This window comes from Cutibacterium acnes (assembly GCF_003030305.1).
In the GTDB taxonomy this organism is placed as follows: Bacteria; Actinomycetota; Actinomycetes; order Propionibacteriales; family Propionibacteriaceae; genus Cutibacterium; species Cutibacterium acnes.
Window position 1 is genome coordinate 1,721,962 of sequence record NZ_CP023676.1, and the last position, 26,740, is coordinate 1,748,701.

At 59.8% G+C, this 26,740-nt stretch carries 20 protein-coding genes, 2 tRNA genes and 1 pseudogene; 14 read left to right on the forward strand and 9 right to left on the reverse strand.

From position 1 onward, the window contains the following. Positions 1-71: 71 nt before the first annotated feature. Entirely contained in the window at positions 72-299 is a 228-nt protein-coding gene (locus CPA42_RS08620; protein WP_002516893.1) for a hypothetical protein, read from the reverse strand. A 191-nt stretch (positions 300-490) separates the two neighbouring features. On the opposite strand from CPA42_RS08620, the gene gndA reads away from it, so the two are divergent. Together gndA and CPA42_RS13725 are read left to right on the forward strand one after the other, a co-directional pair. Next, complete coding sequence (gene gndA / locus CPA42_RS08625) at positions 491-1,939, forward strand: NADP-dependent phosphogluconate dehydrogenase (RefSeq protein WP_002517032.1); 1,449 nt, start codon at positions 491-493, stop codon at positions 1,937-1,939. Between the two features lie 75 nt (positions 1,940-2,014). After that, a pseudogene (locus CPA42_RS13725) lies at positions 2,015-3,688 on the forward strand (glycoside hydrolase family 13 protein). 7 nt (positions 3,689-3,695) lie between these two features. On the opposite strand, the gene CPA42_RS08640 reads toward CPA42_RS13725, so the two are convergent. Together CPA42_RS08640 and CPA42_RS08645 are read right to left on the reverse strand one after the other, a co-directional pair. Continuing rightward, complete coding sequence (locus tag CPA42_RS08640) at positions 3,696-4,541, reverse strand: acyl-CoA thioesterase (RefSeq protein WP_002517011.1); 846 nt, start codon at positions 4,539-4,541, stop codon at positions 3,696-3,698. Next, positions 4,538-6,445, reverse strand: a complete 1,908-nt coding sequence (locus CPA42_RS08645) for an AMP-dependent synthetase/ligase (RefSeq protein WP_002518433.1) — start codon at positions 6,443-6,445, stop codon at positions 4,538-4,540. The genes CPA42_RS08640 and CPA42_RS08645 overlap by 4 nt, the downstream gene beginning before the upstream one ends. A 142-nt stretch (positions 6,446-6,587) precedes the next feature. Here CPA42_RS08645 and CPA42_RS08650 point away from each other — a divergent pair, with 142 nt between their 5' ends. The 4 genes from CPA42_RS08650 to CPA42_RS12760 all read left to right on the forward strand — a co-directional run bounded on the left by CPA42_RS08650 (position 6,588) and on the right by CPA42_RS12760 (position 10,816). Continuing rightward, positions 6,588-7,127, forward strand: a complete 540-nt coding sequence (locus CPA42_RS08650) for a MarR family winged helix-turn-helix transcriptional regulator (RefSeq protein WP_002516996.1) — start codon at positions 6,588-6,590, stop codon at positions 7,125-7,127. A gap of 4 nt (positions 7,128-7,131) precedes the next feature. Next, positions 7,132-10,005, forward strand: a complete 2,874-nt coding sequence (locus CPA42_RS08655) for an FAD-binding and (Fe-S)-binding domain-containing protein (protein ID WP_002519255.1) — start codon at positions 7,132-7,134, stop codon at positions 10,003-10,005. 81 nt (positions 10,006-10,086) lie between these two features. Next, positions 10,087-10,428: a PadR family transcriptional regulator gene (locus CPA42_RS08660; protein ID WP_002516921.1), complete on the forward strand. Its 342-nt coding sequence runs from the start codon at positions 10,087-10,089 to the stop codon at positions 10,426-10,428. Between the two features lie 244 nt (positions 10,429-10,672). Further along, on the forward strand, positions 10,673-10,816 hold the full coding sequence (locus tag CPA42_RS12760) for a hypothetical protein (protein WP_002516912.1): 144 nt from the start codon (positions 10,673-10,675) through the stop codon (positions 10,814-10,816). Between the two features lie 109 nt (positions 10,817-10,925). Here the strand turns inward: CPA42_RS12760 and ettA are convergent, their stop codons facing one another. The 6 genes from ettA to CPA42_RS08690 form a co-directional block, all read right to left on the reverse strand. Beyond that, on the reverse strand, positions 10,926-12,611 hold the full coding sequence (ettA, locus tag CPA42_RS08665) for an energy-dependent translational throttle protein EttA (RefSeq protein WP_002516980.1): 1,686 nt from the start codon (positions 12,609-12,611) through the stop codon (positions 10,926-10,928). A gap of 121 nt (positions 12,612-12,732) precedes the next feature. Then, positions 12,733-13,194: a single-stranded DNA-binding protein gene (locus tag CPA42_RS08670; RefSeq protein WP_002517034.1), complete on the reverse strand. Its 462-nt coding sequence runs from the start codon at positions 13,192-13,194 to the stop codon at positions 12,733-12,735. Positions 13,195-13,312: 118 nt separating this feature from the next. Then, complete coding sequence (locus CPA42_RS08675; protein WP_002516874.1) at positions 13,313-14,923, reverse strand: YfjP family GTPase; 1,611 nt, start codon at positions 14,921-14,923, stop codon at positions 13,313-13,315. Next, the gene (locus CPA42_RS08680) at positions 14,920-16,785 is read right to left on the reverse strand and encodes a GTPase family protein (protein ID WP_002517006.1); all 1,866 of its coding nucleotides are present in this window, start codon (positions 16,783-16,785) and stop codon (positions 14,920-14,922) included. The genes CPA42_RS08675 and CPA42_RS08680 overlap by 4 nt, the downstream gene beginning before the upstream one ends. A 22-nt stretch (positions 16,786-16,807) precedes the next feature. After that, positions 16,808-18,118, reverse strand: a complete 1,311-nt coding sequence (locus CPA42_RS08685; RefSeq protein ID WP_002516885.1) for a PrsW family intramembrane metalloprotease — start codon at positions 18,116-18,118, stop codon at positions 16,808-16,810. 77 nt (positions 18,119-18,195) lie between these two features. Beyond that, a tRNA-Arg gene (locus CPA42_RS08690) sits at positions 18,196-18,271 on the reverse strand. A gap of 140 nt (positions 18,272-18,411) precedes the next feature. Between CPA42_RS08690 and CPA42_RS08695 the strand changes: the two genes are divergently transcribed. From CPA42_RS08695 to CPA42_RS08730, 8 genes are all read left to right on the forward strand, one after another. Further along, the gene (locus CPA42_RS08695) at positions 18,412-19,584 is read left to right on the forward strand and encodes an MFS transporter (protein WP_002517015.1); all 1,173 of its coding nucleotides are present in this window, start codon (positions 18,412-18,414) and stop codon (positions 19,582-19,584) included. A 63-nt stretch (positions 19,585-19,647) separates the two neighbouring features. Beyond that, a complete protein-coding gene (gene orn, locus CPA42_RS08700) occupies positions 19,648-20,256 on the forward strand; it encodes an oligoribonuclease (protein ID WP_002523167.1) in 609 nt (202 codons plus the stop codon). An 81-nt stretch (positions 20,257-20,337) separates the two neighbouring features. Further along, positions 20,338-20,413: transfer RNA gene (locus CPA42_RS08705), tRNA-His, on the forward strand. Positions 20,414-20,673: 260 nt separating this feature from the next. Then, positions 20,674-22,101, forward strand: coding sequence for an amino acid permease (locus CPA42_RS08710; protein ID WP_002518363.1), 1,428 nt, complete (start codon positions 20,674-20,676; stop codon positions 22,099-22,101). Between the two features lie 60 nt (positions 22,102-22,161). Next, a complete protein-coding gene (locus CPA42_RS08715; protein WP_002515049.1) occupies positions 22,162-23,595 on the forward strand; it encodes a serine/threonine-protein kinase in 1,434 nt (477 codons plus the stop codon). Between the two features lie 256 nt (positions 23,596-23,851). Next, positions 23,852-24,886, forward strand: a complete 1,035-nt coding sequence (locus CPA42_RS08720; RefSeq protein WP_002519248.1) for a glycoside hydrolase family 3 N-terminal domain-containing protein — start codon at positions 23,852-23,854, stop codon at positions 24,884-24,886. 14 nt (positions 24,887-24,900) lie between these two features. Further along, complete coding sequence (locus tag CPA42_RS08725; RefSeq protein ID WP_002519247.1) at positions 24,901-25,227, forward strand: hypothetical protein; 327 nt, start codon at positions 24,901-24,903, stop codon at positions 25,225-25,227. Further along, on the forward strand, positions 25,169-26,728 hold the full coding sequence (locus CPA42_RS08730; protein WP_002519246.1) for a hypothetical protein: 1,560 nt from the start codon (positions 25,169-25,171) through the stop codon (positions 26,726-26,728). Before CPA42_RS08725 ends, CPA42_RS08730 begins: the two co-directional genes overlap by 59 nt. The last annotated feature ends 12 nt before the right edge of the window (positions 26,729-26,740 follow it).

Here is a 26,740-nt window from a genome sequence, read left to right on the forward strand (position 1 = left end):
AACGACGATAGTGGCCTCGAACCGTTTGTTCGAGGCCACTATCGTCTTCGTATCAGGCAGCTGGTTGAGAATCAGTCAGGATCGTTGCTATTGCGTCCCTTCGCACGATGGATTCCCCACCCAACGAAGATGAAGAGAACGGCAGTGGCGATCGGCCACACGACGCACAGCATGAGCAGGTGAACAGAGCTGTAGTGAGCTTCGGGCCAGCCAGGCAAGGTTTTCATGGGCACGAAGGCCAGCGCATCGATCATGGCCTCAGCGTAGCGTCTATGCGCACGCGAGTAACCGGACTTCATAGAACTTAATCTTCATCGAGCTTAAATGTGGGAGGAGCCATTGTGAAAGGGCTAAGCTCCAATGTGTTTGCCGATTGCACTCATCGGTGTTCACACGCGCGCGGCATCTCATAACCTCACCAGATCCGCCCTCAACTGCATCAAGAGTGAATCACTGGAAAGATGGGGACGAGACACCGAGGAGGAAACGCATGAGTGACACTGCGCCACAGACCGCCGAGGTCGGCGTCATCGGAATGGCCGTCATGGGCTCTAATCTGGCCCGAAATATGGCCCGTAAGGGCTTCCGTGTCGCCATCTATAACCGCACCGCATCACGTACCGACGAGGTGATAGCCGGGCATGGCAACGAAGGGACGTTCCTGCCCTTCCATGACCTGGCCAATTTCGTAGCCAGCCTCGAGCGCCCGCGTCGCGTCGTCATGATGGTTAAGGCGGGGTGCGGCACCGATGCCGTCATTAAAGAGATCACCCCTCTCCTCCAACCTGGTGATGTCCTCGTCGACGGTGGTAATGCTTATTTTGGTGATACCCGCCGCCGTGAGGAGGAAATACGTCCCACCGGCATTCACTATGTTGGTACTGGCATCTCCGGTGGGGAAGTCGGGGCCCTTGAGGGTCCATCAATTATGCCTGGCGGGTCTAAGGAATCTTACGAAATCATCGGACCGGTCTTAGAAAAAATCTCCGCCCACGTCGACGGTGAACCCTGCTGCGCATGGATGGGTACTGACGGCGCCGGACACTTCGTCAAGATGGTCCATAATGGCATCGAGTACGCCGATATGCAGTTCATTGGCGAGGCGCACTCCCTTTTGCGTGCCGCCGGTTTGACCAATGCTGAGGCCGCCGATGCCTTCGAGTCGTGGAACCATGGCGACCTCAATTCCTACCTCGTCGAAATCACTTCTCGGGTACTGCGTGCCAAGGATCCTCGTAACCCCGACACAGACCTCCTCGACGTCATCCGCGACGAGGCGGGAATGAAGGGAACGGGCACCTGGACCGTCCAGACTGCTCTCGAGCTTGGAGTGGATGTCTCCACTATCAGCGAGGCGGTCTTCGCCCGATCCGTTTCCAGCGCCGTGCCGCTGCGCACGGTCGGTCAGCATGTCCTTGCGGGGCCGGAGCACACCATCACTGTTGAGGACCGGCAAACCTTCCTTACCGATGTTCGTGATGCCCTATGGTCGGCGAAGGTGGTGGCCTACGCACAAGGTCTCGACGAGATTCGTACGGCGGCCGCCGAGTACAACTGGGAGGTCGATATGGGCCAAATCGCGTCAATCTGGCGCGATGGCTGCATCATTCGCGCGCGTCTGCTCCAACGCATCAGGGATGAATACGCCGCCGGTGACCTCGTATCCCTCCTTGAGGCCCCGTCCGTGAAGGCCGAGCTCGCACGCTGCCAGCAAGCGTGGCGCCGGGTCGTCGCCTGTGCTGTCGAGGCCGGTGTTCCAGTTCCGGGATTCTCTTCAGCCCTGGGCTACTACGACCAAGTCCGAGCCCCTCGTCTTAACGCCGCTCTCACCCAGGGTCTGCGCGACCTTTTCGGTGCCCACACGTACCGGCGCGTTGACGACGAAGGTTCTTGGCACCTCAACTGGTCAGGCGACGGTCGCGAAGTCCGCGCCAACTGAGTCTTCCCTCCACGAGAGTGGCCAGCCCTGGCCGTCGTGTCTGTTCCTACCCCACGCAACCCCATAAGGAGCCCCATGACCACCTCCCCTACGATCAACGACTGGTGGAAGTCCGCTGTCGTCTATCAGGTCTACCCACGCAGCTTCGCCGACTCGAACGGAGACGGCATTGGCGACGTGCGTGGCATCATCGACCACCTCGACCACCTCGTCACCTTGGGTGTCGACGCCCTGTGGATCTCACCGTGGTACCCCTCCCCCATGGCTGACGGCGGATACGACGTCAGCGACTACTGCGACATCAACCCGGACTTTGGCACCCTCGCCGATGCGGACGCCCTCGTGGCACAGGCGCACGAGCTGGGTCTGCGGGTCATCATCGATCTCGTCCCGAACCACTCCTCTCAAGAGCATCCATGGTTCAAAAAGGCGTTAGCCGCAGCTCCCGGCTCCCCAGAACGCGACCGCTACATCTTTCGTGATGGCCGGGGCGAGAACGGTGAACTTCCCCCGAACAACTGGCCGTCAGTTTTCGGCAGCGGCGCATGGGAGCGCATCACCGAGCCGGACGGCACTCCCGGTCAGTGTTACCTACACTTTTTTGACGTTTCGCAGCCCGACTGGAACTGGGAGAACTCCGACGTCCTCGAAGAGTTTGACCGGGTGCTGAGGTTCTGGTTCGACCGCGGGATCGACGGTTTCCGCATCGACGTCGCCAACTCGCTGGTTAAGGAATCCGGTCTTCCAGATCTCCCCGAGAACGAAAAGTTCGGCGAGCTCGTCGGGGATAGTCCGATGTGGGATCAGCCTGAACTTGCATCAATTCAGCGACGCTGGCGTGCTATCGCCGACGAATACGCCGATACTCCCGAGGGACCCAGGATGTTTGTCGCCGAGGCTTACCTCCCCCACGACCGCCTGGTCCGCTACCTCGAGTCAGATCGGCTGCATACGTCCTTTAACTTCGAGTTCCTCATCTCGGCGTAGAAGGCCAACTCGCTTCGCACCACGATCACCGAATCGCTAGCAGCTCACGAGTCGGTGGGCGCTAGTGCCACCTGGGTACTTGGTAACCACGACAATGTCCGCCCGGTCTCCCGCTACGGCAAGGAGATCTCCGGGCTGGACTTCTCGGATCCGTCGGCTCCGCACGCCCAGTTTCATGGCACCCCTACCGATGTGGCTCTGGGACGGTGTCGGGCTCGCGCCGCCGCCATGCTGGAGCTGGCTCTACCGGGCGGTGCCTACATTTACCAAGGCGAAGAACTTGGCCTCCCAGAGGTCGAAGATCTTCCCGAAGAAACCCTCCAAGACCCCACCTGGAAACGTTCTGGACACACAGATCGCGGTCGTGACGGATGTCGCGTTCCCATGCCGTGGAGCGGTTCCAACGCACCCTATGGGTGGTCGACAAACGCGAACACCTGGCTCCCCATGCCGAGTAATTGGGCCGAGTGGACCGTCGAATCTGAGCAGAACGATTCGTCATCCTTCTTTGCCCTCTACCGCACCCTACTGGCCGAGCGCCATGCCAACCCAGCACTGGGCGCCGGAACGATGACTTGGAACGAGTCCAGCGACGAGGTCCTCGACTTTTCCCGCGAGCCCGGTTTCCGGTGCATCGTCAACTTCGGCGCCGAAAAGGTGACCGTGAACGCTGACGCGGTTATCGCATCGTCGATTCCGTTGGACACCCAAGGTAAGACGGTGTCAGTCGGACGCGATCAGGCTGTCTGGTTGCGAGTCTGAACGTCGATCACACCGTGACGAGGTAGGCCGATAAGGCCTGCCTCGTCTGGTCGTCGATGGGCACCGAAGCGCCCGTCTTCGGATCGACACAAACCAGCACAGTGGCGGCGTCGAGGGCCGACCCTTCCTCAGTCGCGATGGATCCGGCCAGCGTCATTGACGACGTCCCCAACCGCGTCAGGGCGGTATGAACTCGGCATGACCGCTGGGTCGGCAGAACCTGACGGCGATACCGAATATCTTGACGCACGACGACCCACAGATAGTTCCCAGCTCGTCTCATTCCCGGCGACCACGACGTCGTCGCCAGGATTCTCGCCTCTTGCAGGTATCCAGCCAGACTCACGTTATTGACGTGGCCTTGACGGTCGACATCGGACCAGCGGATCGGCACCTCGATGAAATCACCAGCCTCGGACACATCCACCACCTTGATGGGCTTCCACTGCTGTGACTCGACTTTCATCGACTCAAACGCGCCACGCTCACCATCGGTGAGGCGACGGGGTCGACCGGTCGCGAAGTCGAAGGGGCAGATAGTTCCCCGGGCACGAGCGACCTCAACGTCGTGGTGCCAGGCCCGATAATCAAGGACGGTCCGGGCCGCGCCGAGCTGGGAGCACCCCACGGCCACGCGCAACGGGCTACCATCAACTACGAAGGGGGCCAAAAACTCCACATCCTGACTGACGACGACGATCCCCGTGTCAAGCATCTCCTGGGCGCCATTGGTGTAGAACGCCTGGTTTCGTGACTCCTGTACAAGCTCGCTAATACGAACATTATTGACGTGTCCCTGCGCATCCATATCGGACCAACGCAGTGGAATATCGACGACGACAGCTCCAGTCATGAAGCGTCGCTTCCCTTTGCGGCGCCCGGTTGATCGTTTTCGTCAGCGAACATCTCGTCAAGGAGGTAAGCGTATTTTTCAGCCACCACTCCACGACGCACCTTGAGACTGGTCGTCACTGAGTGTGAATCCTCGGTCAGGTCATGGTCAAGAATGGCAAATTTCTTGACGGTCTCCCAGCGTTCAAGCCGCGAATTAGCCCGATCGACGTACCACTGAATACTGCGACGCACGCGTGGATCTGCGGTGAGCTCGGCATAGCTGGCATCAGCTTTGCCATGTCTTTTGCCCCAGGTCATGAGCGCGTCCCGATCGAGGGTGAGTAGAGCGACGGCGTATTTATGTCCTTCGCCAAGCACGACAGCGTTAGACAGGTACGGGCAGTTGGCCATCAGAGTGGCCTCGACCTTCTGTGGGGCGACGTATTTACCACCAGAAGTTTTGAAAAGGTCCCGCTTGCGATCAGTAATGCGCAGGTAGTTCTTTTCATCGAATTCACCAATATCACCGGTGTGGAACCAGCCATCGGTGAACGCTTTGGCGGTCTTCTCGGGCAGGTTGTGGTAACCGCGAGCGACGATTGGCCCAGAAACCAAGACCTCGCCGTCTTCTGCGATCCGCGCCAGACATCCCGGCGCGACCGGTCCAACAGTTCCCGAGCGAATAGCGGTAGGGCCACTAAAGAAAGCAACCGCTCCAATCTCGGTGGCCCCGTACCCCTCGACAATAGGAATTCCAGCCGAGAAAAACCATTGCTGCACCTGCTCAGAAAGCTTGGCACCACCGCAAATCATGAACTCGATCCCACCGAGCTTGCGGCGCAAGGTAGAGAACACCAGTGCATCAGCGATCTTGAGTTTAGCGGCTACGGTGACTGGCAGCCGATCACCGGCACGACGGTACTGCTGGACGTCCCGGCCAGTAGCAAACGCCCACCGCGAGACTCGGCTCGCCAAGCGTCCGTGCGGGTAGGCTGTCATGACTCCAGCGCGGATTTTCTCAAAAATACGGGGCACACCACACATGACTCGGGGTTTAACCTCGCCAAGGCTACGGGCCAACCTCGGAATGCGCGGCTCAATAGCCTGGGTGATGCCAATCTCCACGCAAATCGCGATAAGGCACTTGCCGAAAGCATGAGAAAGCGGCAACCACAACAGATGAATATCCCCGCCTCGGAACATGTCGAGGCTCTTCCACGCCTGTCCCATATAGGTCCAGGCCTGGTGAGTGAGTTCAACTCCCTTGGGAGTGCCAGTAGTGCCCGAGGTGTAAATGAGGGTGCACAGGTCGTCAGGCTCAATCGAGTCGATCATGCGGCGGACAAGTTCTGGCTCAGCAGCCAGACGACGCCGTCCGTGAGCAATGACGTCAGCCATAGTGGTGAGGCGGTCATCGCTGACCCCGGTCTGCTCGGAGTCGTCGACAAAGCTAATGATGTGACGTACCACCGCGTCGACTTCGGGGCGTCCTTGGATCTTGGCGACTTGGGCCGTCGAGTCGACGAAAAGGATGGACGAGTGTGAGTCGACCAGGATAAAGCTGGCCTCTTCTGGCCCTGAATTCGGGTAGATCGTCGTAGTCGCACCACCTGCGCAGGAAATGGCCATATCGGCGATGATCCACTCAGTACGAGTTCCGGAGAGCAGAGCGACGCGCCCCTCACGAGGAAGACCGAATTCCATCAGCCCTGCAGCAACCTCGTGGGCCTGGCGACGGAACTCAGCAAAGGTCATCGGAAGCCAGGTATTGGGCTCATCGTCGGGACCCGAGGGTGTCAAGAATGCAATGCGGTTGGGATGAGCATCTGCCTGACGATCAAGCATCGCCGCAAAGTTTTTTGCCGAGGCTGCGAGGAGCTTCCTCTGCACAGCATGAGACTCGTCGTCACTGGTACCGCTCATCAGCTCACCCTCACCTCGATCAAAAGTAACTTCTGCCACGCTATTGCATGTTTCATTGGCCAGTCCCCACAACTCCCGATATCAACAATGGGCGGTTGTTGACAGAAGTAGGCCGGAAAGCATTCTCCACGCCACGGGTACGATGATGATCATGTCACAGGGCGGCTCTGGGCGCAGCACTAACGAAGGCGCCACTAAGACATGTGATGATGTCGGGTCCCAGATGGAGAAGTCAGCTGCGACTGCCTGGTTGAGCATCGAACAGCAGCGGGTTTGGCGAGCGTGGCTTCTCGGGTCCGCGCGTATCACCTCTCGTCTTTCGCAGGAGTTGCGTCGCCACGACCTGGAACTGTGCGAATACGAGATCCTGGCCAGTCTCTCGGAGGCTGACGACTACGCGATGCGGATGTCTGTACTTGCCACTGAGGTGCATCAGTCGAGGTCCCGGCTCACCCACGCCGTTGAGCGACTGGAAGCTCGCGGACTCGTCACGCGAGAACCCGACGTCCGGGATCGTCGCGGGGTGGTAGCTCGGTTAAGCCCCACCGGAATGGATCTGCTGCGTCAAGCCGCCCCGAACTATGTTCGTACGGTTCGCCACATTGTCGTTGACCCGGTCGATCCCGAGGATTTCGCTGCCATGGGACGAGCCATGAGAGCGGTTCTCTCCGTGCCAGACTGAGGCCATGACAGCCACCACGGACATTCTCCAGGACTTCCGATCAACTCTAAGAGGTCTTGATGCCTCCGCCCTGGAGATCCTCGACGATTCCCGGCTGGCGCGCGCCCTTTACTCTTCTGACGCCTCGATCTACCGCGTTGTTCCTACCGCGATCGCCCATCCCCGCAGCACTGACGAACTGTCTGCCCTCGTCACAGCCGCAAGCCAGGTAGGCCTGCCCATCACCGCCCGCGGGGCCGGTACGACGTGCGCTGGCAATGCAGTTGGGGCAGGGCTGGTTATCGATACTTCGGCCCACCTCAACCGCATTCTCTCCCTCGATCCTCAGGCCCGTACCGCCGTCGTCGAGCCTGGTGTCGTTCAGGACTGGTTGCAGCACGCCGGAGTCCGGCACCGGTTGCGGTTCGGCCCGGACCCGTCCACCTCAACACGTTGCACTATCGGCGGGATGATCGGCAATAACGCCTGCGGGCCGCGCGCGCTGGGATATGGCCGCACCGGGGACAACCTTGTTGATGTTGACCTCCTCACCGCCGACGGTCATGTGACGACCCTGCGTCGTGGAGACTTCGCTGTGCCGTTCACCCAACGCCTGGTGGATCTGACAGACGCAAGCCTTGCGACGATCCGGACCGAGTTCGCGACTTTCTCCCGACAAGTTTCCGGATACTCCATGGAATGGCTATTACCGGAACGTGGCCGCAACTTCCCCGCCTTCATCGCGGGCACCGAGGCCACATTGGGCATCGTGACGCGGGCTACCGTGCAACTAGTGCGCGAGGCTGCCTATGGAATGACGGTCGCGCTGGGATATCCGTCTATGCCCGAGGCCGCCGATGCCGTGACTGCCCTATTGCCTTTCTCCCCGGTCGCCTGCGAGGGGTTCGGACGCCGAATCGTCGACGTGGTTTCGCGTGCCGGACGCCCGGTGCCGGACTTGCCGCGCGGCGACGGCTGGATGTTCGTCGAGCTGCGAGGGGACGACGAGACCGAGGTAGCTTCGCGAGCCCGAAAGCTGGTTGCCGCCAGCGGATGCCTGGACGGATGGGTCGTCTCCGATCCTGGCCAGGCTGCGGCTCTGTGGAAAATCCGCGCGGATGGTGCGGGGCTCGCCGGAGTCAGCCTTAACAAGCCAGCTTGGGCAGGATGGGAGGATTCGGCCGTTCCAGCCAACGACCTCGGGGCATACCTGCGCGATTTCGAAGCCTTGTTGGACGACCACGGCCTGCATGGCCTGCCCTACGGTCATTTCGGCGAAGGGTGTCTGCACTGCCGTATCGATTTCCCCTTAGATCAGCCAGACGGCCCCCGGCGCTACCGCTCCTTCGTCACCGAAGCCGCCCGGTTGGTCGCTCGGCATGGAGGTTCGGTCTCCGGGGAGCATGGTGACGGCCGGGCCCGCTCGGCCTTGTTGGACTTGATGTATTCCCCCGACGCCCTGACGTTGTTCTCCAAGGTCAAGGCCATTCTCGACCCGGATAACCTGTTTAACCCAGGTATTTTGGTGAATCCTGCGCCGGTGGAGGCCAATATAAGGACCCACGAATCGGCTCTTTCCCCCATGACCATTTCCCACCCTGAATTCGCCGCCGACGTTCATCGCTGTACCGGGGTGGGCAAGTGCATCGCCCCTACCGCCCCTGGCGGGGTGATGTGTCCCTCGTACCAGGCGTCCGGGCTCGAGGTTGATTCCACGCGTGGCCGAGCCAGCGTGCTCAAGGAAATGGTCAACGGCACTCTTATTAACGGCTGGGACTCTCCCGAGGTGGAACGGGCACTGGACCTGTGCATGGCGTGCAAAGGGTGCGCCCGAGATTGCCCCACCGGAATCGACATGGCCAGCTACCGCAGCACGGTTCTTGACGAAAAATACCGTCACCGTCTCCGCCCTCGCTCCCACCTGACGATGGGGCTGCTGCCCATGTGGGAACGTTTGCTCAATCGGATCCCAGGAGCGCCGTCGCTAGCTAACGCAGTGCTTTCGATACCGGTCTTCGCACGTCTTGCTAGATGGACAGCCGGGGTGGATCAGCGTCGTCCCCTCCCCCGATTCCAGCCCTCGGCCAGATTGGCCAGTCCGCAGGCCGCCCCGGCTAAGGAGATTGTGGCGGATCCGGAAACATCGCCTTCATCTGCCTCGACTTCACGTTTCCAGACCCGCTGCGACCATGACAAGGGCGACGTCGTGATCTGGGTAGATTCCTTCTCCGACATGCTCGAGGGGTCGGATCTCTCAGCGGTAGTCACAGTGCTTGCTGACGCCGGCTATCACCCTAGGGTGCTCACCAACGACATCTGCTGCGGGTTAACGTGGATCACCACCGGTCAACTCGACGGCGCTCGGCGTCGGCTGCGCGCTGGTCTCGACGTACTGACTCCCCTATCCGATGCCAATGTCCCCGTCGTTGGGTTAGAACCGTCCTGCACTACCGTCTGGCGTGATGACGCACTCCGCCTCCTCTCAGACGACCCACGTGTTCGGCGGGTCGCCCGGAACATGCACACCGTCGCCGAGATGTTGGAGGCAGCGAACTGGACCCCGCCATCTCTGGCCGGCCACACTATCGTCGCCCAACCGCACTGCCACCACGCCTCAATTCTCGGGTTCGGCCCGGACAAGCGACTTCTCGAGGCCGCCGGTGCCACCGTCACGGTGGTTAGCGGATGCTGCGGTTACGCCGGGAACTTCGGCGTCGAGAAGGGCCACTATGACTTCTCGGTGAAGGTTGCTCACAACGACCTGTTACCAGCTATTGAAGAGGCCGGACCCCAAGCCATCATCCTGGCCGACGGATTCTCGTGCCGACGCCAGGTCTCAGACCTGATCGGACGACGTGCACTGACCCTCTCTGAGGTCTTCGCCTCGCACGTGAAGTAACAACTCATTCTCCGCCCTCGCGTTCTATCTGCCATACCCAACTAGATAGACAGACATACTAGCAACAGCCATGATGTAGTCATGGATGATAACCACTGGCCGTCCGAATGGCAGCGAGGCGTTCTCGACCTCTGCGTGCTACACATCCTGGCCGACGGCCCCACCTACGGTTACAGCATCGCGGCCCGGCTCACCGATGCCGGCTTCGCCGACGTCAAGGGCGGCACCCTGTACCCCCTGCTTAAACGTCTGGAAGGTGCCGGTCTAGTTGACGTCGAGTGGCGACCCGGCGAGGCCGGGCCGGGCCGAAAGTTTTACCTCATCAACACTGCCGGAAGACAACGCCTAATAGCGCTCACCGCAAGCTGGCAGCGCTACTCCACCACCGTCACCCGACTGCTCGACGAAGGATCACTATCATGAACTACGCATTCGAACGCGCCCATGCACCCCACGTCGACGGTGGGCGTCGTCACAGCTCCTGCGGCACAGACCATCGGAGCGATCCTGATTCCGATAGGAATCATGGCACTGCGCCACCACCATCGGGTTGATATCACGACGGGGATAATTATCGCAGCAGCGCTCGTCCTGATCCCATGGATGATCCTGCCCGTGCGCACCCCTGCTGCGCGCCGTAACTCACACCAAGTCCATGCAGCGGGTTATGTTCGTCACTGCCCTCTGGTTCGGCGCACTTGTCGTCCCACCACTCGTGCTAACGCGGGTCGTCAGCCAGCCTCCGGCATGGGCCGTCGTAGCCGTCTGGATCCTGCCAGCCTTCACCGTGGTGCTCACGACACTGGCCTGACCGGACCCGCGCCCCATGAACCACGTCTGAATGGCTCGGGATGCAACGGGACACAATTAGTCTCGGTCCCGGGCTGAATGACAGTCCGGGACCGGTTCATGCACTTCGCTCAGTCGCGGGTGAGCCGACGATGCTTCGAGGCGTGTGGACGCGCAGCCTCCGGACCAAGTCGCTCAATCTTGTTGGCCTCGTAGTCAGCGAAGTTACCCTCGAACCAGAACCAGCGCGGGATACCATCCTCGTCCTCCCCCTCCCAGGCCAGGATGTGGGTAGCAATGCGGTCCAGGAACCAACGATCGTGGGAGACCACCACGGCGCAGCCGGGGAATTCCAGTAGGGCGTCCTCGAGGCTTGAGAGGGTTTCAACGTCGAGGTCGTTGGTTGGCTCGTCGAGGAGCAACACGTTGCCGCCCTGCTTGAGGGTGAGGGCGAGATTCAGACGGTTGCGCTCACCACCGGAGAGTACCCCTGCCGGCTTCTGTTGATCCGGTCCCTTGAACCCGAAACTAGCGACGTACGCGCGCGATGGCTCCTCAAAGTTCGCGACCTTGATGTAGTCCAGCCCGTCGGAGACGACCTCCCAGACGTTTTTCTCTGGGTCGATACCGGTGCGGTTCTGGTCGACGTAGGAGAAGCTGACCGTCTCGCCAACTTTGAGGGATCCAGAATCAGCTTTCTCGAGCCCGACGATGGTTTTAAACAGGGTCGTCTTACCGACGCCGTTTGGGCCGATAACACCGACGATGCCGGCTCGCGGCAGGGTAAACGAGAGGTCCTTGATGAGGATGCGATCGCCGAATCCCTTGGAGAGATGCTCGGCCTCCAACACGACGTTGCCGAGACGCGGGCCCGGCGGGATATTGATTTCGGCGGTGTCGATCTTGCGATTGCGCTCGGCCTCGGCAGCCATCTCCTCATAGCGGGCCAGGCGGGCCTTGTTCTTGGCCTGACGGGCCTTGGGCGAGGAGCGCACCCATTCCAGCTCTTTCTCGAGGATCTTGGCGCGTTTAGCGTCTTTCTTGCCTTCGATCTGGAGACGCTTGCGCTTGGTGTCCAGGTACGTCGAGTAGTTGCCCTCGTAGGGGTGCAACTGGCCGCGATCGACCTCACAGATCCACTCGGCGACGTGATCAAGGAAATAGCGGTCGTGGGTGACGGCTAGCACAGCTCCCGGATAGGACTTGAGGTGTCCCTCCAACCAGTTGACAGACTCAGCATCCAGGTGGTTGGTGGGCTCATCGAGAAGCAGCAGGTCAGGCTGCTCGATCAACAGCTTGCATAGCGCGACACGACGCCGCTCACCGCCTGACAAGACGTCAACAGGGGTGTCGCCTGGGGGGCACTGCAAGGCGTCCATGGCCTGCTCAAGACGGGTATCGATATCCCACGCGTTGGCGTTATCGAGCTCGGTCTGCAGCTCACCCATCTCGGCCATCAGGGCGTCAAAGTCGGCGTCGGGGTTGGCCATCTCGGCGGAGACTTCCTCGAACCGTGCCAGCTTGGCTTTAATGTCGCCGACGGCCTCTTCGACGTTCTCGCGAACAGTTTTGTCCTCGGTGAGCGGGGGCTCCTGAAGCAAGATTCCGACGGTGGCACCTTTAGCCAAGTTGGCATCGCCGTTATTGGGCTTATCGAGACCAGCCATGAGCTTGAGCATCGTCGATTTACCAGCGCCATTCGGTCCGACAACACCAATCTTGGCGCCCGGGAAGAACGACAGCGTGACATTATCAAGGATAACTTTGTCACCTACCGCCTTTCGGACGTTGTGCATGGTGTAGATGAACTCGGCCATCGGCACTCCTCCAGAATCTGCGGGAACGGGGCGGCCGGCACTTCACCGACCGCTGCACAGTATGCCAGTCGTTGTAACGACTCCCGTCACCAACTCATTCCCACATCGGCCCTGATCGACCTCAGGAGCCAACCATCTCGACATCGTCGTCAACCACCTCGGCATCCTCATCGACCCCATCCGGAGAATCGTGGTAACGCACTACCCGATCATCGCCCAGGGGAGCTTCGGCGCGTTTCTCGGGTCGACGACACGTGGCAGGCAACCGGGATAGGTCCGGTCCAACATTATGTGCAACGACAATGAGTTGCTCGTGGGAGCCCTCATCGTCGATCCAGCTGCGGGTACGAAGTCGCCCGGTTACCATCACCGGGTCCCCCTTACGCAGGGAAACGTGACAATTGTCAGCGAGTCGGCCATAGACGTGCACCGACATCCAGGTCGTCGTCCCATCGACCCACTCCCCCTGCCTCATGACGCGAGGGGTGTGGGCAACCCGGAATCTGGCTCCCCGCCAACCCTCTCCGATTTTCATCTCGACGTCGGTTCCGAGGTTCCCGGTAAATGACACGTTTGCGTCCATCTGTGAGCTCCTTTCACTCACATACGGTTATCGGCGCAACTCCCGAAATCCGCCAAACAATATCCCAACTGTGGATAACCTCCAGGCGACACCGTTCAGCAACTGTGGATAACGACGGTCAAGACGCTTTCGCCACGATCTTCACGACCTCATCGTGGTGATCCAACTCGGCATTCACTGGACCAACAACCGACTGCCATGCGACGTCGGTGAGATTAGCTCGCAATTCAGACCTGGCATAACGTGCGGCAGCTCGAGCACCAGCCTGCACACCGGCCTGACACAACAGGGAAACCACGACCCCCGCAATAACCCCGCCCACAACCATAAGGGTCGGCACTGGGAAGTGATGCCATCTCACTGGCGGAAGTCGGAACTGGAAGTAGGCGCTCAGGGCATCGACGGCGAGCCATGCCAGCCCGGCTACCACGATGATCATGAGGATCCACTGCACCACAGTTACGAGTTTCCACCAGCCAGTACCGTGGTGTACTCCCAGATCGGTGGAAGCGACGGCCCGGTCGATGTCGTCGGGAAGGTCTGTGCGATGAGACAGCGATGCCGCACGCACCACATCGGCCCAGGAGCGCGGAAGTCCCTCGGATGCTTCCGATGCCAACGACCGCACTGCTGTATCAATCTTGGCTCCAGCTACCCCGACTCGCGCCGTCAAAGCGCTGCGCTGTACATCAGTGGGTTCAGTGCTACGTGCCCGCCCCTTCTTCCGTGTGGAGCCCAAGTCCAGATGCAACCGATGCAGCGGGTCCGGGCGAAGCCTCGATACCCACGCTGTCACCGGCCAGCCGGTAGCCCGATGTCCCCTCCTGCGATAGGCCTCCCGAGTCGCTTCGACGACGGGTTCAACACCGCCGGCGGTGCACAAAGCCGCAATCAACTGATCGACCGAATCCTGACTCACCTGGCCTGCCGCGTCTCCAGTTGCCTCCGCCAGGCGTTGCGAGACATTATCGAGGTCGGCGTGCAGTCGGGCCACTTGGGCCTTCTTAGCGCGCACAGCGCGAGCCAGTGCCACGCGCATGTCATCTACGCCCTCACCGGTAGTTGCGGAAATCGCCATCATCTTGGCTTTTCCTAACCCTTCAGAATCCAGTAGGCGACGAAGATCACGCAGACAGTTTTTACGCTGCTCTTTGTCGAGGTGGTCAACCTGGTTGAGAACCACCGTCATGATCTCAGAGTGGCTAGCCAACGGCGTCAGGTAGCGGGTGTGCAAGGCGGCATCGGCGTATTTTTGCGGGTCGACTACCCACACGATCATGTCGACCATCTCGACGAGCCGGTCGACCTCAAGGCGGTGTTCAATGCACACCGAGTCGTGGTCTGGCAGGTCAAGTAGCACCAAGCCATCGAGAGTATCCCCGCTACCCATGTGGTGACGACGAGGAACGTTGAGCCAATCCAACAGGGCCTCCGCCGATTCCGTTCCCCATACCGCAGCGGTGGCTTTAGACGTCGTCGGACGCCGTACCCCAGGATCGGTTAGTTCTGCACTTGCCAAGGCATTGAACGTCGAGGACTTCCCTGACCCCGTCGCGCCAGCAAGAGCAATGACGGTGTGATCTCCGCCAATTCGGCAGCGCTGGTCGGCCCGTTCCACAACGACGCGAGCCTGAACCACGACGTCGTCAGGGATGCGTCCTTCAGACAGGTCCACCGCTCGGGACAGCAGATCAATGCGTTCGGCAAGGTCGACGCGACGTCGCCTCATCGTTCCTCCTGGCAAGGCTCAGGATCCAGAACGGCCGCCGGTTTAACGATCTCAGCGTCAAGGACCGGCATGTCCGCTTGTACCTGCCCTATTTCGCGAGCCTGGGATGCCTCAACCTCGGGATCCTCACGACGTGTTCGAATCGTCACCTGGTCGCTGAGAGGCTCTGGCGCATCTTGAGCCTGTCGGATCTCCTCGATCGAGGCGCGAATTCGGCTCGGAACCTCGGTATCGACTCCCGAGGAGTCAAGAACAGCCCGGTACCGCGTCACCTCATTGGCCAGCAAGCCCTCGACCCGTGCGTCAAGCTGGTTCTTAGCAGCTTTCGCCAGGCGCCGTACCGCGTCGTCACCAAAGAGCGCCTCTAACAGACGCTGGGCGACGATAGCTGATCCCCCGGCGATCCCAGCTTCGGCCCCCGATAATCCGCCGGTGTGAGCGAAGACGACGAGCATCAGTGCAACTGAAACACCATTGACGCCGAAAGCCATGAATCGCGCCTTAGAGCGTTTGTTCATGCCCTCCCCAGCCACGAGTTCCATGACGTCGGTCTGCCAGTCTCTCACCATCCGAGAGACGGCCTCGTCAAACCCTTGCGACGGGCGGGACAGATCCTCATCAGCCCCCTCCAGGACGCTACGCCCTGCCGGATCGGTGTGCCACACGGACTCAATCCGCTCACACCCGCCCTGGGCCTGCGCAAGAATGAGACTCTCCAAGCCAGATTCCACTGCGACGCTGACCTTCTCGACCTCCGGCGGCGCTCCTTTGAACGCCTGCACCACCCGGTCTCGGAACCAGGAAACCTTCGCCTCCATAGCGCGCATGAACTCGCCAGTTCCAACGAATTCGTGCCACCGTGCCAATACTTCGCCACGCAACAGAGTGCCGTCAGCGGATTGGGCAGCAATCGACCTGTAGGACTCAGCCATGATCGACTGGGCATCCTCGTATAGTCGCGATGCCGCAACCGCCTGCGCTTCCAAGCCTGCAGCGACGTAAGAGGCCCTCTCACACACTGAACCGATCGCTCCAGACAACGTGGAAGCGATAACCTCGCGTCGCTTCTGCTGATTCTGGGCCAAGCTCGACAAGAAGAACCGCAGAGGGGCGACGGCCTGGTCAGGGAGCGCACCTTCAGCGTTCGTCTTGGTCTCCGGGACAGCAAAAAGCGGGGAATCAGCCAGGCCACGCTCCGTCATGAGTCGGCCGAGGTCCGCCGGTACCTCTCTCATGGCTTCCACAGGAACGCGGTCACACACCACCGCGATCGACGCGTGCCTCTCTTGAGCCTCGTTGAGGAAATCCCACGGCACAGCGTCAGCGTAGCGGGCTGCTGAGGTGACAAAGACCCACAAATCCGCGGCCTGGAGCAACTGAGCCGCCAGATCACGATTGCGGGTCACCACAGAGTCGATGTCCGGGGCATCGAGGATGGCCAAACCTCGCGGAATGTCTGGCTCCGCTACGAGTTGCAAACTCGACGCGTCGTTACTGGCCACCTGCGAGCGCACCAGGGTAGGCAGCACTCGGTCTCCGTCGAACCAGAAAGCGTCATCGGGGTGGTGAACGAGAACGGGCGATGTTGTGGTGGGACGGATAACCCCCGGTTGCGTCACCATATGGCCCACTAAAGAGTTCACCAGGGTTGATTTACCAGCCCCGGTCGACCCTCCTACCACCGCCAGAAGCGGCGCATCAATAGTCTCTAAGCGCGGCAAAATATAGTCGTTAAGCTGGTTAGCGATGCGTCGTGCCAGCCCGGCCTGAGTAATAGCCTCCGGCAAATCCAAGGGGAACTGGGCCTGACGCAGGTTGTGCCGCAGATCGGTCAACGACAGCAGTATCTGCTCAGTGTTCATGGTGATCCTTCCTGGTCACTCGTCAGGCCTGTGGCGGCGCCCACTGCAACTCGTTGTTGACCGGCTGGTTGCGACGTCGCTTGAGGAATGCGAACAGTCTCGGTTTCGACAATTTGGCGCCTCGGGCGACGGTGATAGCCGCAGGGCGCAGCACATTCATGCGGTTGATGAGCTCGATCTGACGCGGACCAGGATCATCGTCCAACCCACGCACAATGGCGTCACGAAGATAAGCGAGATCTGTCCCAACGCGCAGGAACTCTAACGTGTGCCACCACCGGCGCGGCCCCTGGCTGAGAGCCACCAACGCCGCCCATTGGCGACGCCTCAGGGCCGAAAGAGTATCCGCGTCAGAGTTTGGCAGCCATCCGCCCTTGACATAATCCTCGAGTCGATATCGGATCATCCTGCCCTCGCGCACCGTGCGGACGACCAAGAAAACCACAACGGAAGCGACGATACCGAGGGCGACAAACCACAATTTCTTAAGGATCGCCATCGGCAAAACCGAGGAGAACCCATTAAAAAGCATGTGGCCCACTACAGCCATAACGAACCCCGTCGTCGGAGCGAAAATCCTCACAAGTCGACTTCGTGACCTCAGCCCAAGGGCCAGACCGATACCCGTCATGCTGGTGAACAGCGGATGCCCAAACGAGGCATACACTCCCCGCAACAGCACCAGCTCCATCACGGCCTGCTTCGGGTCCCCAGCCGAAGCCGTCACACGGGCGTAGTTATCTGCACGGGCGTAGTACATAATGTTCTCGACAAAGGCGAAACCAATTGCCGAGAGCCCGGCCATGCTCACCGTCTGAACTACCGAGGTCATCCGTCGCCCCATGCCGATGGCCAGCGCGAAAAGCACAAGCGCCTTGCATGATTCCTCAACAAAGGGAGCCGAATACACTGCCGGACCGGCGCCCGATGCTGGATCAACCCCACCTGTCACCGAGAGCATCCCGGCCATCCACGTGTTCACGTGCATGCTAATCCAGGTCGCGACGCACGCTCCCCAACAAAAGCAGAGAAACCACACGTGCAGGTGCCGGGTTCTGAATCGATCAAGAAAAATAAAGATCGCTGACCACACAGCAGCCGTCGGCCACGCGTAGTGGAAGGCCAGCTTCAAGGACTGGTTGGTGATCCCCGGGATGACACCCTTCTGACCTTGCTGCTCGACCTCAGTATCGGCATGCACGATGACGTAGGTGTGGACCATGCAGGCCGCTGAGATCAGCACTAACGCAAGCAACACCCAGAACCACGGATTACGCAACGCACGCTGCCACCAGGGACGACGCGCAATGGGCGTGGGGGCAACGTACGACATAGTTGAAAGACTACCGGCCGCCCGGGACACTTTCCGATGCGCCAAGTCCTCGCCCGGCGAAACACGGGAAGACACGGTGGCGGCCCGGGTGGGAATCGAACCCACGCGCGACAGATTAGAAGGCTGCTGCTCTATCCGCTGAGCTACCGGGCCATATTCGACATACTATCGGGGTTCGGCCTTGATGGCCCAGCCGGCCCCAACCAGTAGCGAACATGCCTGCATGCATTTGTTCGGCATCCTAGCCTGTCCCCGTGACTGATTCGACGCACGCAGATCCCGCCACCCCACCGGTGAAGTGGTCGTCGATCATCGTTTCGGCCTACCTACCGACGCTGATGTCCTCCCTGGGCTACGGCGCAGTGATTCCGCTCATCCCACTCACCGCAGTACATATCGGAGCATCGGCAGCCCTCGCTGCCGCAATTGCCGCGCTTGTCGGTATCGGCCAAATCATCGGAGATGTGCCTGCCGGATGGCTCGTAACAAAGATCGGTGAGAAATGGTCTCTAGTGATAGCCATGCTCATTGACGCGGTTGCGCTTGTGTCCATGGGGCTGGTGCACCACCTTGGTTTGCTAGCTGTCGCGGTCTTTGTCAACGGCATGGCCGGCGCCGTGTACGGCATTGCCCGACAGAATTACCTGACGGTAGCGATCCCATACCGATACCGAGCTCGCGCGCTGTCCACCCTCGGCGGAGTGTTCCGGGTGGGTTGGTTTGTCGGCCCCATGGCGGGATCGTGGATTCTCCGCGAAGCCTCCATGTCATGGGCATACGGATTTGCATCCGTTGCCAGTGTTCTCGCCGCTGCCGTGACCACCGTCATGCCCGACCTTCCCCCAGTCGATGTCCCACAAACTGCCGTTGACGATGCCCCCACCAAGATCTCGACGTGGACGATAGCCAAACAGAACTCCAAGGTCCTGTGGACGACGGGGTTGGGAGTGACAGCTCTCATGGTCGTTCGGTCCGCGCGACGCTCCCTACTCCCGTTGTGGTGCCACGCCAACGGTCTTTCCCCAGCCACCACGGACCTTATCTATGCCTGGTCGATGGCTGCTGACGTCCTACTCTTCCTGCCCGGCGGAGCCCTCATGGACAGATTCGGACGCTGGTGGGTGGCAGTGCCGTCAATCTTCATCCAGGCCCTTGCACTCCTCACCTTGCCGCTAGCCCATACAGCGACGACTATCGGCATCGTCGCCCTCGCCATCGGTATTGGCAACGGCGCGAGTTCCGGCATCGTCATGACGCTGGGATCCGATGCCTCTCCCAATATCGGACGCCCACAGTTCTTGGCAACGTGGCGACTCCTCTCCGATACTGGCTCAGCAATGGGACCAATCGTGGTCACCCTTGTCACCCTAGCCTGGCCATTGTCGGCCGCCAGCATCGTGATGTCGATCATCGGCCTGGTCGGCAGCTACTGGATGGGGCGCTGGGTGCCGCACGGCAAACGCTAATTGACGCCGTCCTCGCCCACCCGCTGTCCTAACTACCGACTAGGCTGTGATGCCGTGAAAGACATGCTGGTGTGGATCGATTGCGAGATGACCGGGCTCGACCTGGCCCACGACGGGCTCATCGAGGTGGCCGCACTGGTCACCGATGGACAGCTCAACGTTCAAGGTGAGGGGGTGGACGTCATCATCAAGCCCGAGCCCCAGTGGCTCGATCACATGAATGATTTCGTGCGCAACATGCACACCACATCCGGCCTTCTTGCGGAGCTCGACAAGGGACTGACGATGGCGCAGGCCCAGGATCAGGTGCTCGACTACATCCGTACCTACGTCCCACAGGCTGGTAAGGCGCCGTTAGCTGGCAACACCATAGGCACCGACCGCTCCTTCCTGGCCAAGGACATGCCTAAACTCGAGTCCTACGTGCACTACCGCAACGTCGACGTCTCCTCCATCAAGGAACTGGCACGACGCTGGTACCCGCGCGCATTCGGACACTCCCCGGAGAAGCAGGGCAACCACCGAGCGCTCGCTGACATCCAGGAGTCCATTGAGGAGCTCATGTACTGGCGCGAGGTCCTTATGGTTCCTTCCCCTGGGCCGGAAACCACGCGTTGTGATGAGATCGCGGCCAAGTATCAGGGCTTCCTCACCGGGGCTGGGAGAGACTGACGCCGGCGGGCGAGAAAGTCAAAGTTGCATTTCTGTTTCAGAAACAGATACCCTTCACGGGTTGCCTGAGAGAGGCACGTGGTGGCTATAGCTCAGTCGGTAGAGCACCTGGTTGTGGTCCAGGGGGTCGCGGGTTCAAGTCCCGTTAGCCACCCCATTCTTTGAGAAGGGGGAGGCGACTCCCCCTTAACCCCCTCGAGCGGGTCAAGTACCCAGGTCCCGGCTCGTTTATTTCTGGCTTACTCCTCAGCTCGCCCGACCCCACCCACGACCTTGACGTCAGTGAGGGCACGTGCCGCAATCATCGTCTCCTCGTAGCACGACGCTTTACCCAACATCGTCCAAAAATGGCCAGAGGGCGTCCACGATGTGGAACATGAGATTGTTGACCATTCTCAACCCCTTCGGCGGGACACAATGCTCCCCATGACCGTGAAGAATCAGCATTCCGCCGCTGAAGAGCAACACCTCCGGCGAAGCCTCAGCAATAGGCACATCCAACTTATTGCCATTAGCGGCGCCATAGGTACCGGCCTGTTTATGGGCTCCGGCAAATCCATCAGCACTGCCGGTCCGAGCATCGTGGTGGCCTACCTCGTTATCGGCGCAATGCTCTTCTTCGTCATGCGTGCCATGGGCGAGTTGTTGCTGCACAACCTGCAATGGAAGTCTTTTCAGGATTTTGCCGCTGACCTCCTCGGCCCGTGGGCAGGATTCTTTCTGGGATGGACGTATTGGTTGTGCTGGGTCGTCACAGGCATGGCCGACGTCATCGCCATCACCTCGTATTGGAGTTTCTGGACTCACGACCGCGCTTGGGCCTTCATCCTCACCGCGACGACGCTTCTCCTGCTCCTCGCCCTCAACCTCTTAACGGTAAAACTTTTCGGCGAGCTGGAGTTCTGGTTTGCCCTTATCAAGATCGTCGCGATCCTCACCCTCATTGCGGTGGCAATTGTGCTCATCGTCATGGGATTTACCTCAGCCAGCGGATATAAGGCGTCGGTGTCGAATCTGTGGTCCTACGGTGGCTTCGCTCCACGTGGCTGGAGCGGATTCTTCGGCGGCTTCCAGATCGCAGTCTTTGCCTACGTCGGTATTGAGCTGGTCGGCACCACCTCTGCTGAGACCGCCAATCCCCCAAAGACGATGCCTAAGGCCATCAACGCTGTGCCGGTCCGTGTTCTCGTGTTCTATGTGGCAGCTCTACTCGCCATGATGTGCGTTACCCCATGGAATCTCATCCAGACCGATTCCTCCCCCTTCGTGCAAATGTTCGGGCTCATTGGATTTACCGCAGCCGCTGGCATCATGAACTTCGTCGTCCTCACCTCAGCGGCCTCGAGCGCCAACTCAGGCGTCTACTCAACGTCTCGCATGCTCTACGGCCTAGCCCACAAGGGCATGGCGCCCCGCGCGTTCGGCAAGCTATCCCGCCACGGTGTCCCCGGCTGGGGACTGTTCTGCACCATCATCCTCATCGGATCGGCCCTCATCCTCGCCGCGAAAGACTCGGTCATGGGAGCATTCACACTCGTTACGACGGTGTCGGCGGTGCTGTTCGTCTTCGTATGGAGCATGATCCTCATCAGCCATATCGTCCACGTACGACGCAACCCTCAAGCTCATGCCAAGTCGATCTATCCGATGCCCGGCGCCAGTTTCATGCCGTGGGTCGTACTCGCTTTCTTCGTCTTTGTCATTGTCCTTCTCACTGGAGCTGACGACACACTTCAAGCCTTGCTTGCTGCTCCTATCTGGTTCGTCGTGTTGGGGATCGTGTGGGCAATCGTTCGGCGCCGCTCCCACCATGACGACCTCGAGACCGACCTGCCAGCCGACTAGACCCCCAACTCCAGCCGCTACAGTAAGTACGGTCGAATCCGGTCATTGCGGGGGTAAATCATGTCCGACGAGGGCGTCATGGGCAAATCGACGACGAAGCGCGTCGGTAGCCACTACGTTCTCGACGATGTGCTTGGACGCGGTTCCATGGGCACGGTGTGGCGCGGCCATGACCTCAATGACGGATCCCCCTGTGCCATCAAGATTCTCAACCCAACCCTGACGACGGATAAGGGCGCAACCCGACGCTTCATCGATGAGCGTGACATCTTCATGTCCGTCGACGATGACGCCGTCGTCCGGGTCACTGACATGGTCGTCGAGTCCTCAACGTTTGCCATCGTCATGGAATTGGTTGACGGCCCGGATCTCGCGCAAGTCCTGAAATCCCTTCCGGATCATCGCCTGGACCAGGGCACGGCGGTCTCCCTGGGAATCGAGGTTTGCCAGGCTCTCGCCGCAATTCACCGCGTCGGTATTCGGCATCTCGACATCAAACCAGCGAATATCCTCATTGAGGATCCTGAGAATGTCAGCGGGGCGCGGATTACCGATTTCGGCGTCTCCGAAGCGGTCGCCTTTCATGGCCCGCGCGAAGTCGTTGGTACCCCTTATTACCAGGCTCCTGAAGTTGCAGCTGGTTGGACGCCGACGGCCGCCAGCGATCTGTACTCATTTGGTGTGACCTTATACGAGATACTCGCTGGCCACATGCCGTTTCAGGCTAATTCAGCCGGAAATCTTCTCCGCAATCAGCCTCCACCAGCCATCCCCGGCGTCGATCCACGGCTGTGGAACACCATACTGACGTGCCTGGCTCCCGATCCTTCTCAGCGTCCCGACAGTGCTGAAGTGTTGGCCTCTGAGCTGCGTTCGTGGCGCAACGGTGAGCAACCGGTACGACTCGTCAGTCGACGGTCCCAGCCTGTCCGACCCACTCCACAACCTATGCCCAGGCCACGACTGGTACGGTCGGCACCGTCAGCGATAAGCGGAGCTACTCCCCCGGCACCGTCGGCGACATCTGTCGCTACACAACAGCGCGGCAGTGGGTGGGTTATTGCTCTGTTAGCTGTGCTGGTACTGGTTGGAGCCGGGGTGTTCTTCTACGTCAAGGGGATGCCCGGATCTCATTCGGATGCCGCTCCTCAACCAACCCAGGCACCAATCTCTACCTCTACGCCAGAGGTCAGGCCAACGCGAACTGTGACGGCTCATGCCACGGTGACAACGATGAGTTCTCCCATACAGATCCAGCTTCCTGGCGGGGCGGTGGAGTGTGGACAAGGGGCCTGGATCGCAAATCCTCGCACCACCTGTCCTCTGGCATTGGAAGTGGTGCGGTCTGTGCCAGCAAACCATCCGGCAAGCTTCGCCATTGACGCGCAGGATCCAAGAACAGGAAAATCACGACACTTTTCCTGCAATACCGTCGGGCAATACGTCGACTGTGGCAGCCAGGATCTCGAGGTCTATCTCGTCATACCCGGATGATAGGTCACTGGCATAGTGATGATAGCTGGCCTACTGTGAAATACTTCTGCCTATGAGACGGCGAACAATCATCGCAGCCGGTTTGAGCATGCCGCTTACTGGATGCGTCTCTCAAGATTCCCAGCCCAAGGAGCCACCGTCCACCACGGTTACGGCATCACCGACTCCTTCTGGCACCTCGACGTCATCCTCGGCAAGCCCGACGTCGGCTCCATCTCACGCCTCAACGGCTACCTCCAGGCCGACCCCAATCCGCATGAATCCGCGAGTTGTCGAAATCGCCAAGAAATTGTCTCCCGAGCAACGCGCCGGCCAATGCATTCTTGTCGGCGTAGTGCCATCAGACTCCCCCGAATACATCACCAACCTCATTGACACCCAGTGCTTAGCCGGAATCTTCCTGCTAGGACACTGGACGAGCAGGTCCAAGCTTGAGGCCATGCTCAGCGCTGTTAATCACGTCAGCCCGCAGGGCATCAAACCTATTGTCGCAACTGACCACGAAGGTGGCGAAATCCAGAACATCCGGGTGCCAGGAGTCGATCACCTGCCGAGTCAGGAAGCTCTGGCCCGGATGTCCCCGGCCAAGGTGCAAGCAGTCGTAACGACCGGTGCTCGTCAACTCGCCAAACTCGGCGTCCATATGGTCTTCTCCCCCGTGGCTGGCGTCATCGACCCTCGCCTTGGGGTACGTAATAAGCCAATTGCCAAGCATCATCGTGGTTTCGGAACCGATCCGCACCTCTGCGGGCAATACTCGGCAGCCGTCGTTGCGGGACACCGCAAAGCGGGGATCATTTCGACCACTAAGCATTTTCCTGGCATCGGACGGATCACGGAGGATACTGACTTCAAATCCGCCGGGATTACTGACGACAAGACCACCCGCCACGACCGATATCTTGAGTCTTTCCGGATGGCCTTTGACGCTGGATCTGAAGCCGTCATGATCGCATCCGCGTACTACTCAAAGATCGATCCCGGCACCCTCGGGTTATTTTCATCAAAGATTATGACAGATATGCTGCGCGGAGACTTCGGTTATCAGGGACTCATCGTGTCCGACGACCTGGGGAGTTCAGTCTCAGTATTCTCAGTCGATGGTGGTCATCGGGCAAGCAAATTCGTCTCTGCCGGCGGCGATCTAGCTATCACAGCTGACCCCCTTCTGGCAGGCCCCATGATTCGCGCGTTGACGTCGACCGCGACGTCCGCGTCCGGTAAGAAGCGTCTTGTTGACGCTGCTAGCCATGTCATCAATGTCAAATTGGCGCATTCATTGACGAAGTGAGGGGAGAACGAATCATGACTGACGATGGATCCAGCAAAGAGAAGTACCCAGACGATTCACACTCTGGCTACAATGACGCCGAATTGACCCCCGAGCAGCCCGATTCGAATAGTGGTCAGGCGCGAGATGACGAGCCAGCCCAGGAACTCTCGCAGGATCGCGAGGCTACGCAGCAATTCTCGACGAATCCTGACGATTACGACAATCAGCAGTATCCGCAGCAAAGCGATTATCAGAACGCCCAGTACCCACAAGACTGGAACCAATACCCCCAGAGCGGCGATGGTTGGGGAAGCGAGAGTACTGCCCCCCGGATGGAGCCAGCCAGCAGGCCAGTATGAAGGCTGGAATGGCCAGTATCCCCAGCAAGGCTGGGACGGACAAAACCCCCAGCAGGGGTGGGACCCCACCCAGTATCCACAGCAAGGGTGGCAAACCGGCCAGAACCCGCAAGGATGGGATAGCCACCAGGGCTGGGACCCCAACCTTCAGGGCTGGGACGGCCAGCCCGGAGCACAGATCGATGACGTCCAAAGCACTCCCGCGGCTGCTATCGGCCAGGGTGACGTCGATAATCTCCAAAACGACCCAAACTATTACTTCGACAGCAATGGTGAACGTGGGCCTGGCTGGTACGGCCCATCTGGAGCGTTCTTCCCTGCCACGCAGGCATATGAGCCTAACGCACAGCCAGATCTCAGCTACATGGCTGAGGGAACACCCGCAGGTACAACCGGCACCGACCATGAGCACATCAGCGAACCGGTCGGCGGGATCCCATTCAGCGATGCTCCCCAACCTACACGCAAAAGTCAATACTGGATTATTGCCGTTGCAGCAATTCTCGTCGTTGCCATCGGTGCCGGAGTATTCTTTTATCTGAGGTCCAAGTCGGGTGCGACGAAAGCTGTTCCTGCAACAGCATCGAAGCCGGCCGCCTCGGCCTCAAAGTCCCCTACCCCTGAGGTCACGGTCACCTCGACATCGACGGCCACTGCCGGCGCTACAAGTGTCGCTCCTGCTTCCGCCACACCGATGCCGAGCGTTCCCAACGATGCCTCGACTACCCCGTCTCCTGACCTCGTCCGTCAGCTATTTAATGCCCCGGACGCGCAAGTGCAGTGGGTCAGCCTGGCTGCCGATGGACAAAACGCTGCTGTTGCCTATGCGTCTACATTTAATATTAACGGTAAATCCGCCGGTCCCAATGGCGGACACCTGGTAATGAGGAAAAATGGAAGTCATTGGGAGCCTCTCTCCCAGGGCGGTGTCATTGTCGATGATAATGACTGCGATGCAATGCTCAAGACCCTGGGAGATAAGGCAGCTGTTGCAGCCAGCCAGGTCATGAACAATAAACAGTGCGATGCCGCCATCGTGTACGACTTGGCTAAGGCGAGCCCCATCCGTCTTGGCGAAATGGCAGGTGTTGGACCTCTTAACTTAGACAAGAGCACCTCCGAACTTGCCAGTACAATCCACGTTATTCCGGACGGCGTCGGTGACGGTTGCACGCGAAACCCAACGGCATATAGCCGATACGGCGATCTCCTCGGTGGTGTCTGGACCCAGGGCGGTAAGGCACAAGCATACCTCTTTACCGGGGGCAACAACGCCACCTCAAATGGAGCACGCATTGGAATTACAGAGGCACAACTGCGGTCTGACTATTCTAAACTCAAACTGACCGACGTCAGCACGGAGTTCTCAGGAATCAAGCTGGGCTTTCAGAAGGCCCTCGCATATTCGTATCACGGCAAAGAAATCGATTACCTCTTTAACGGTGGCAAGGTTGTCGCCTACATGATTAGGAATTCTGACTTCAGCCCAACAACGTGTTGATAACCAGATTCA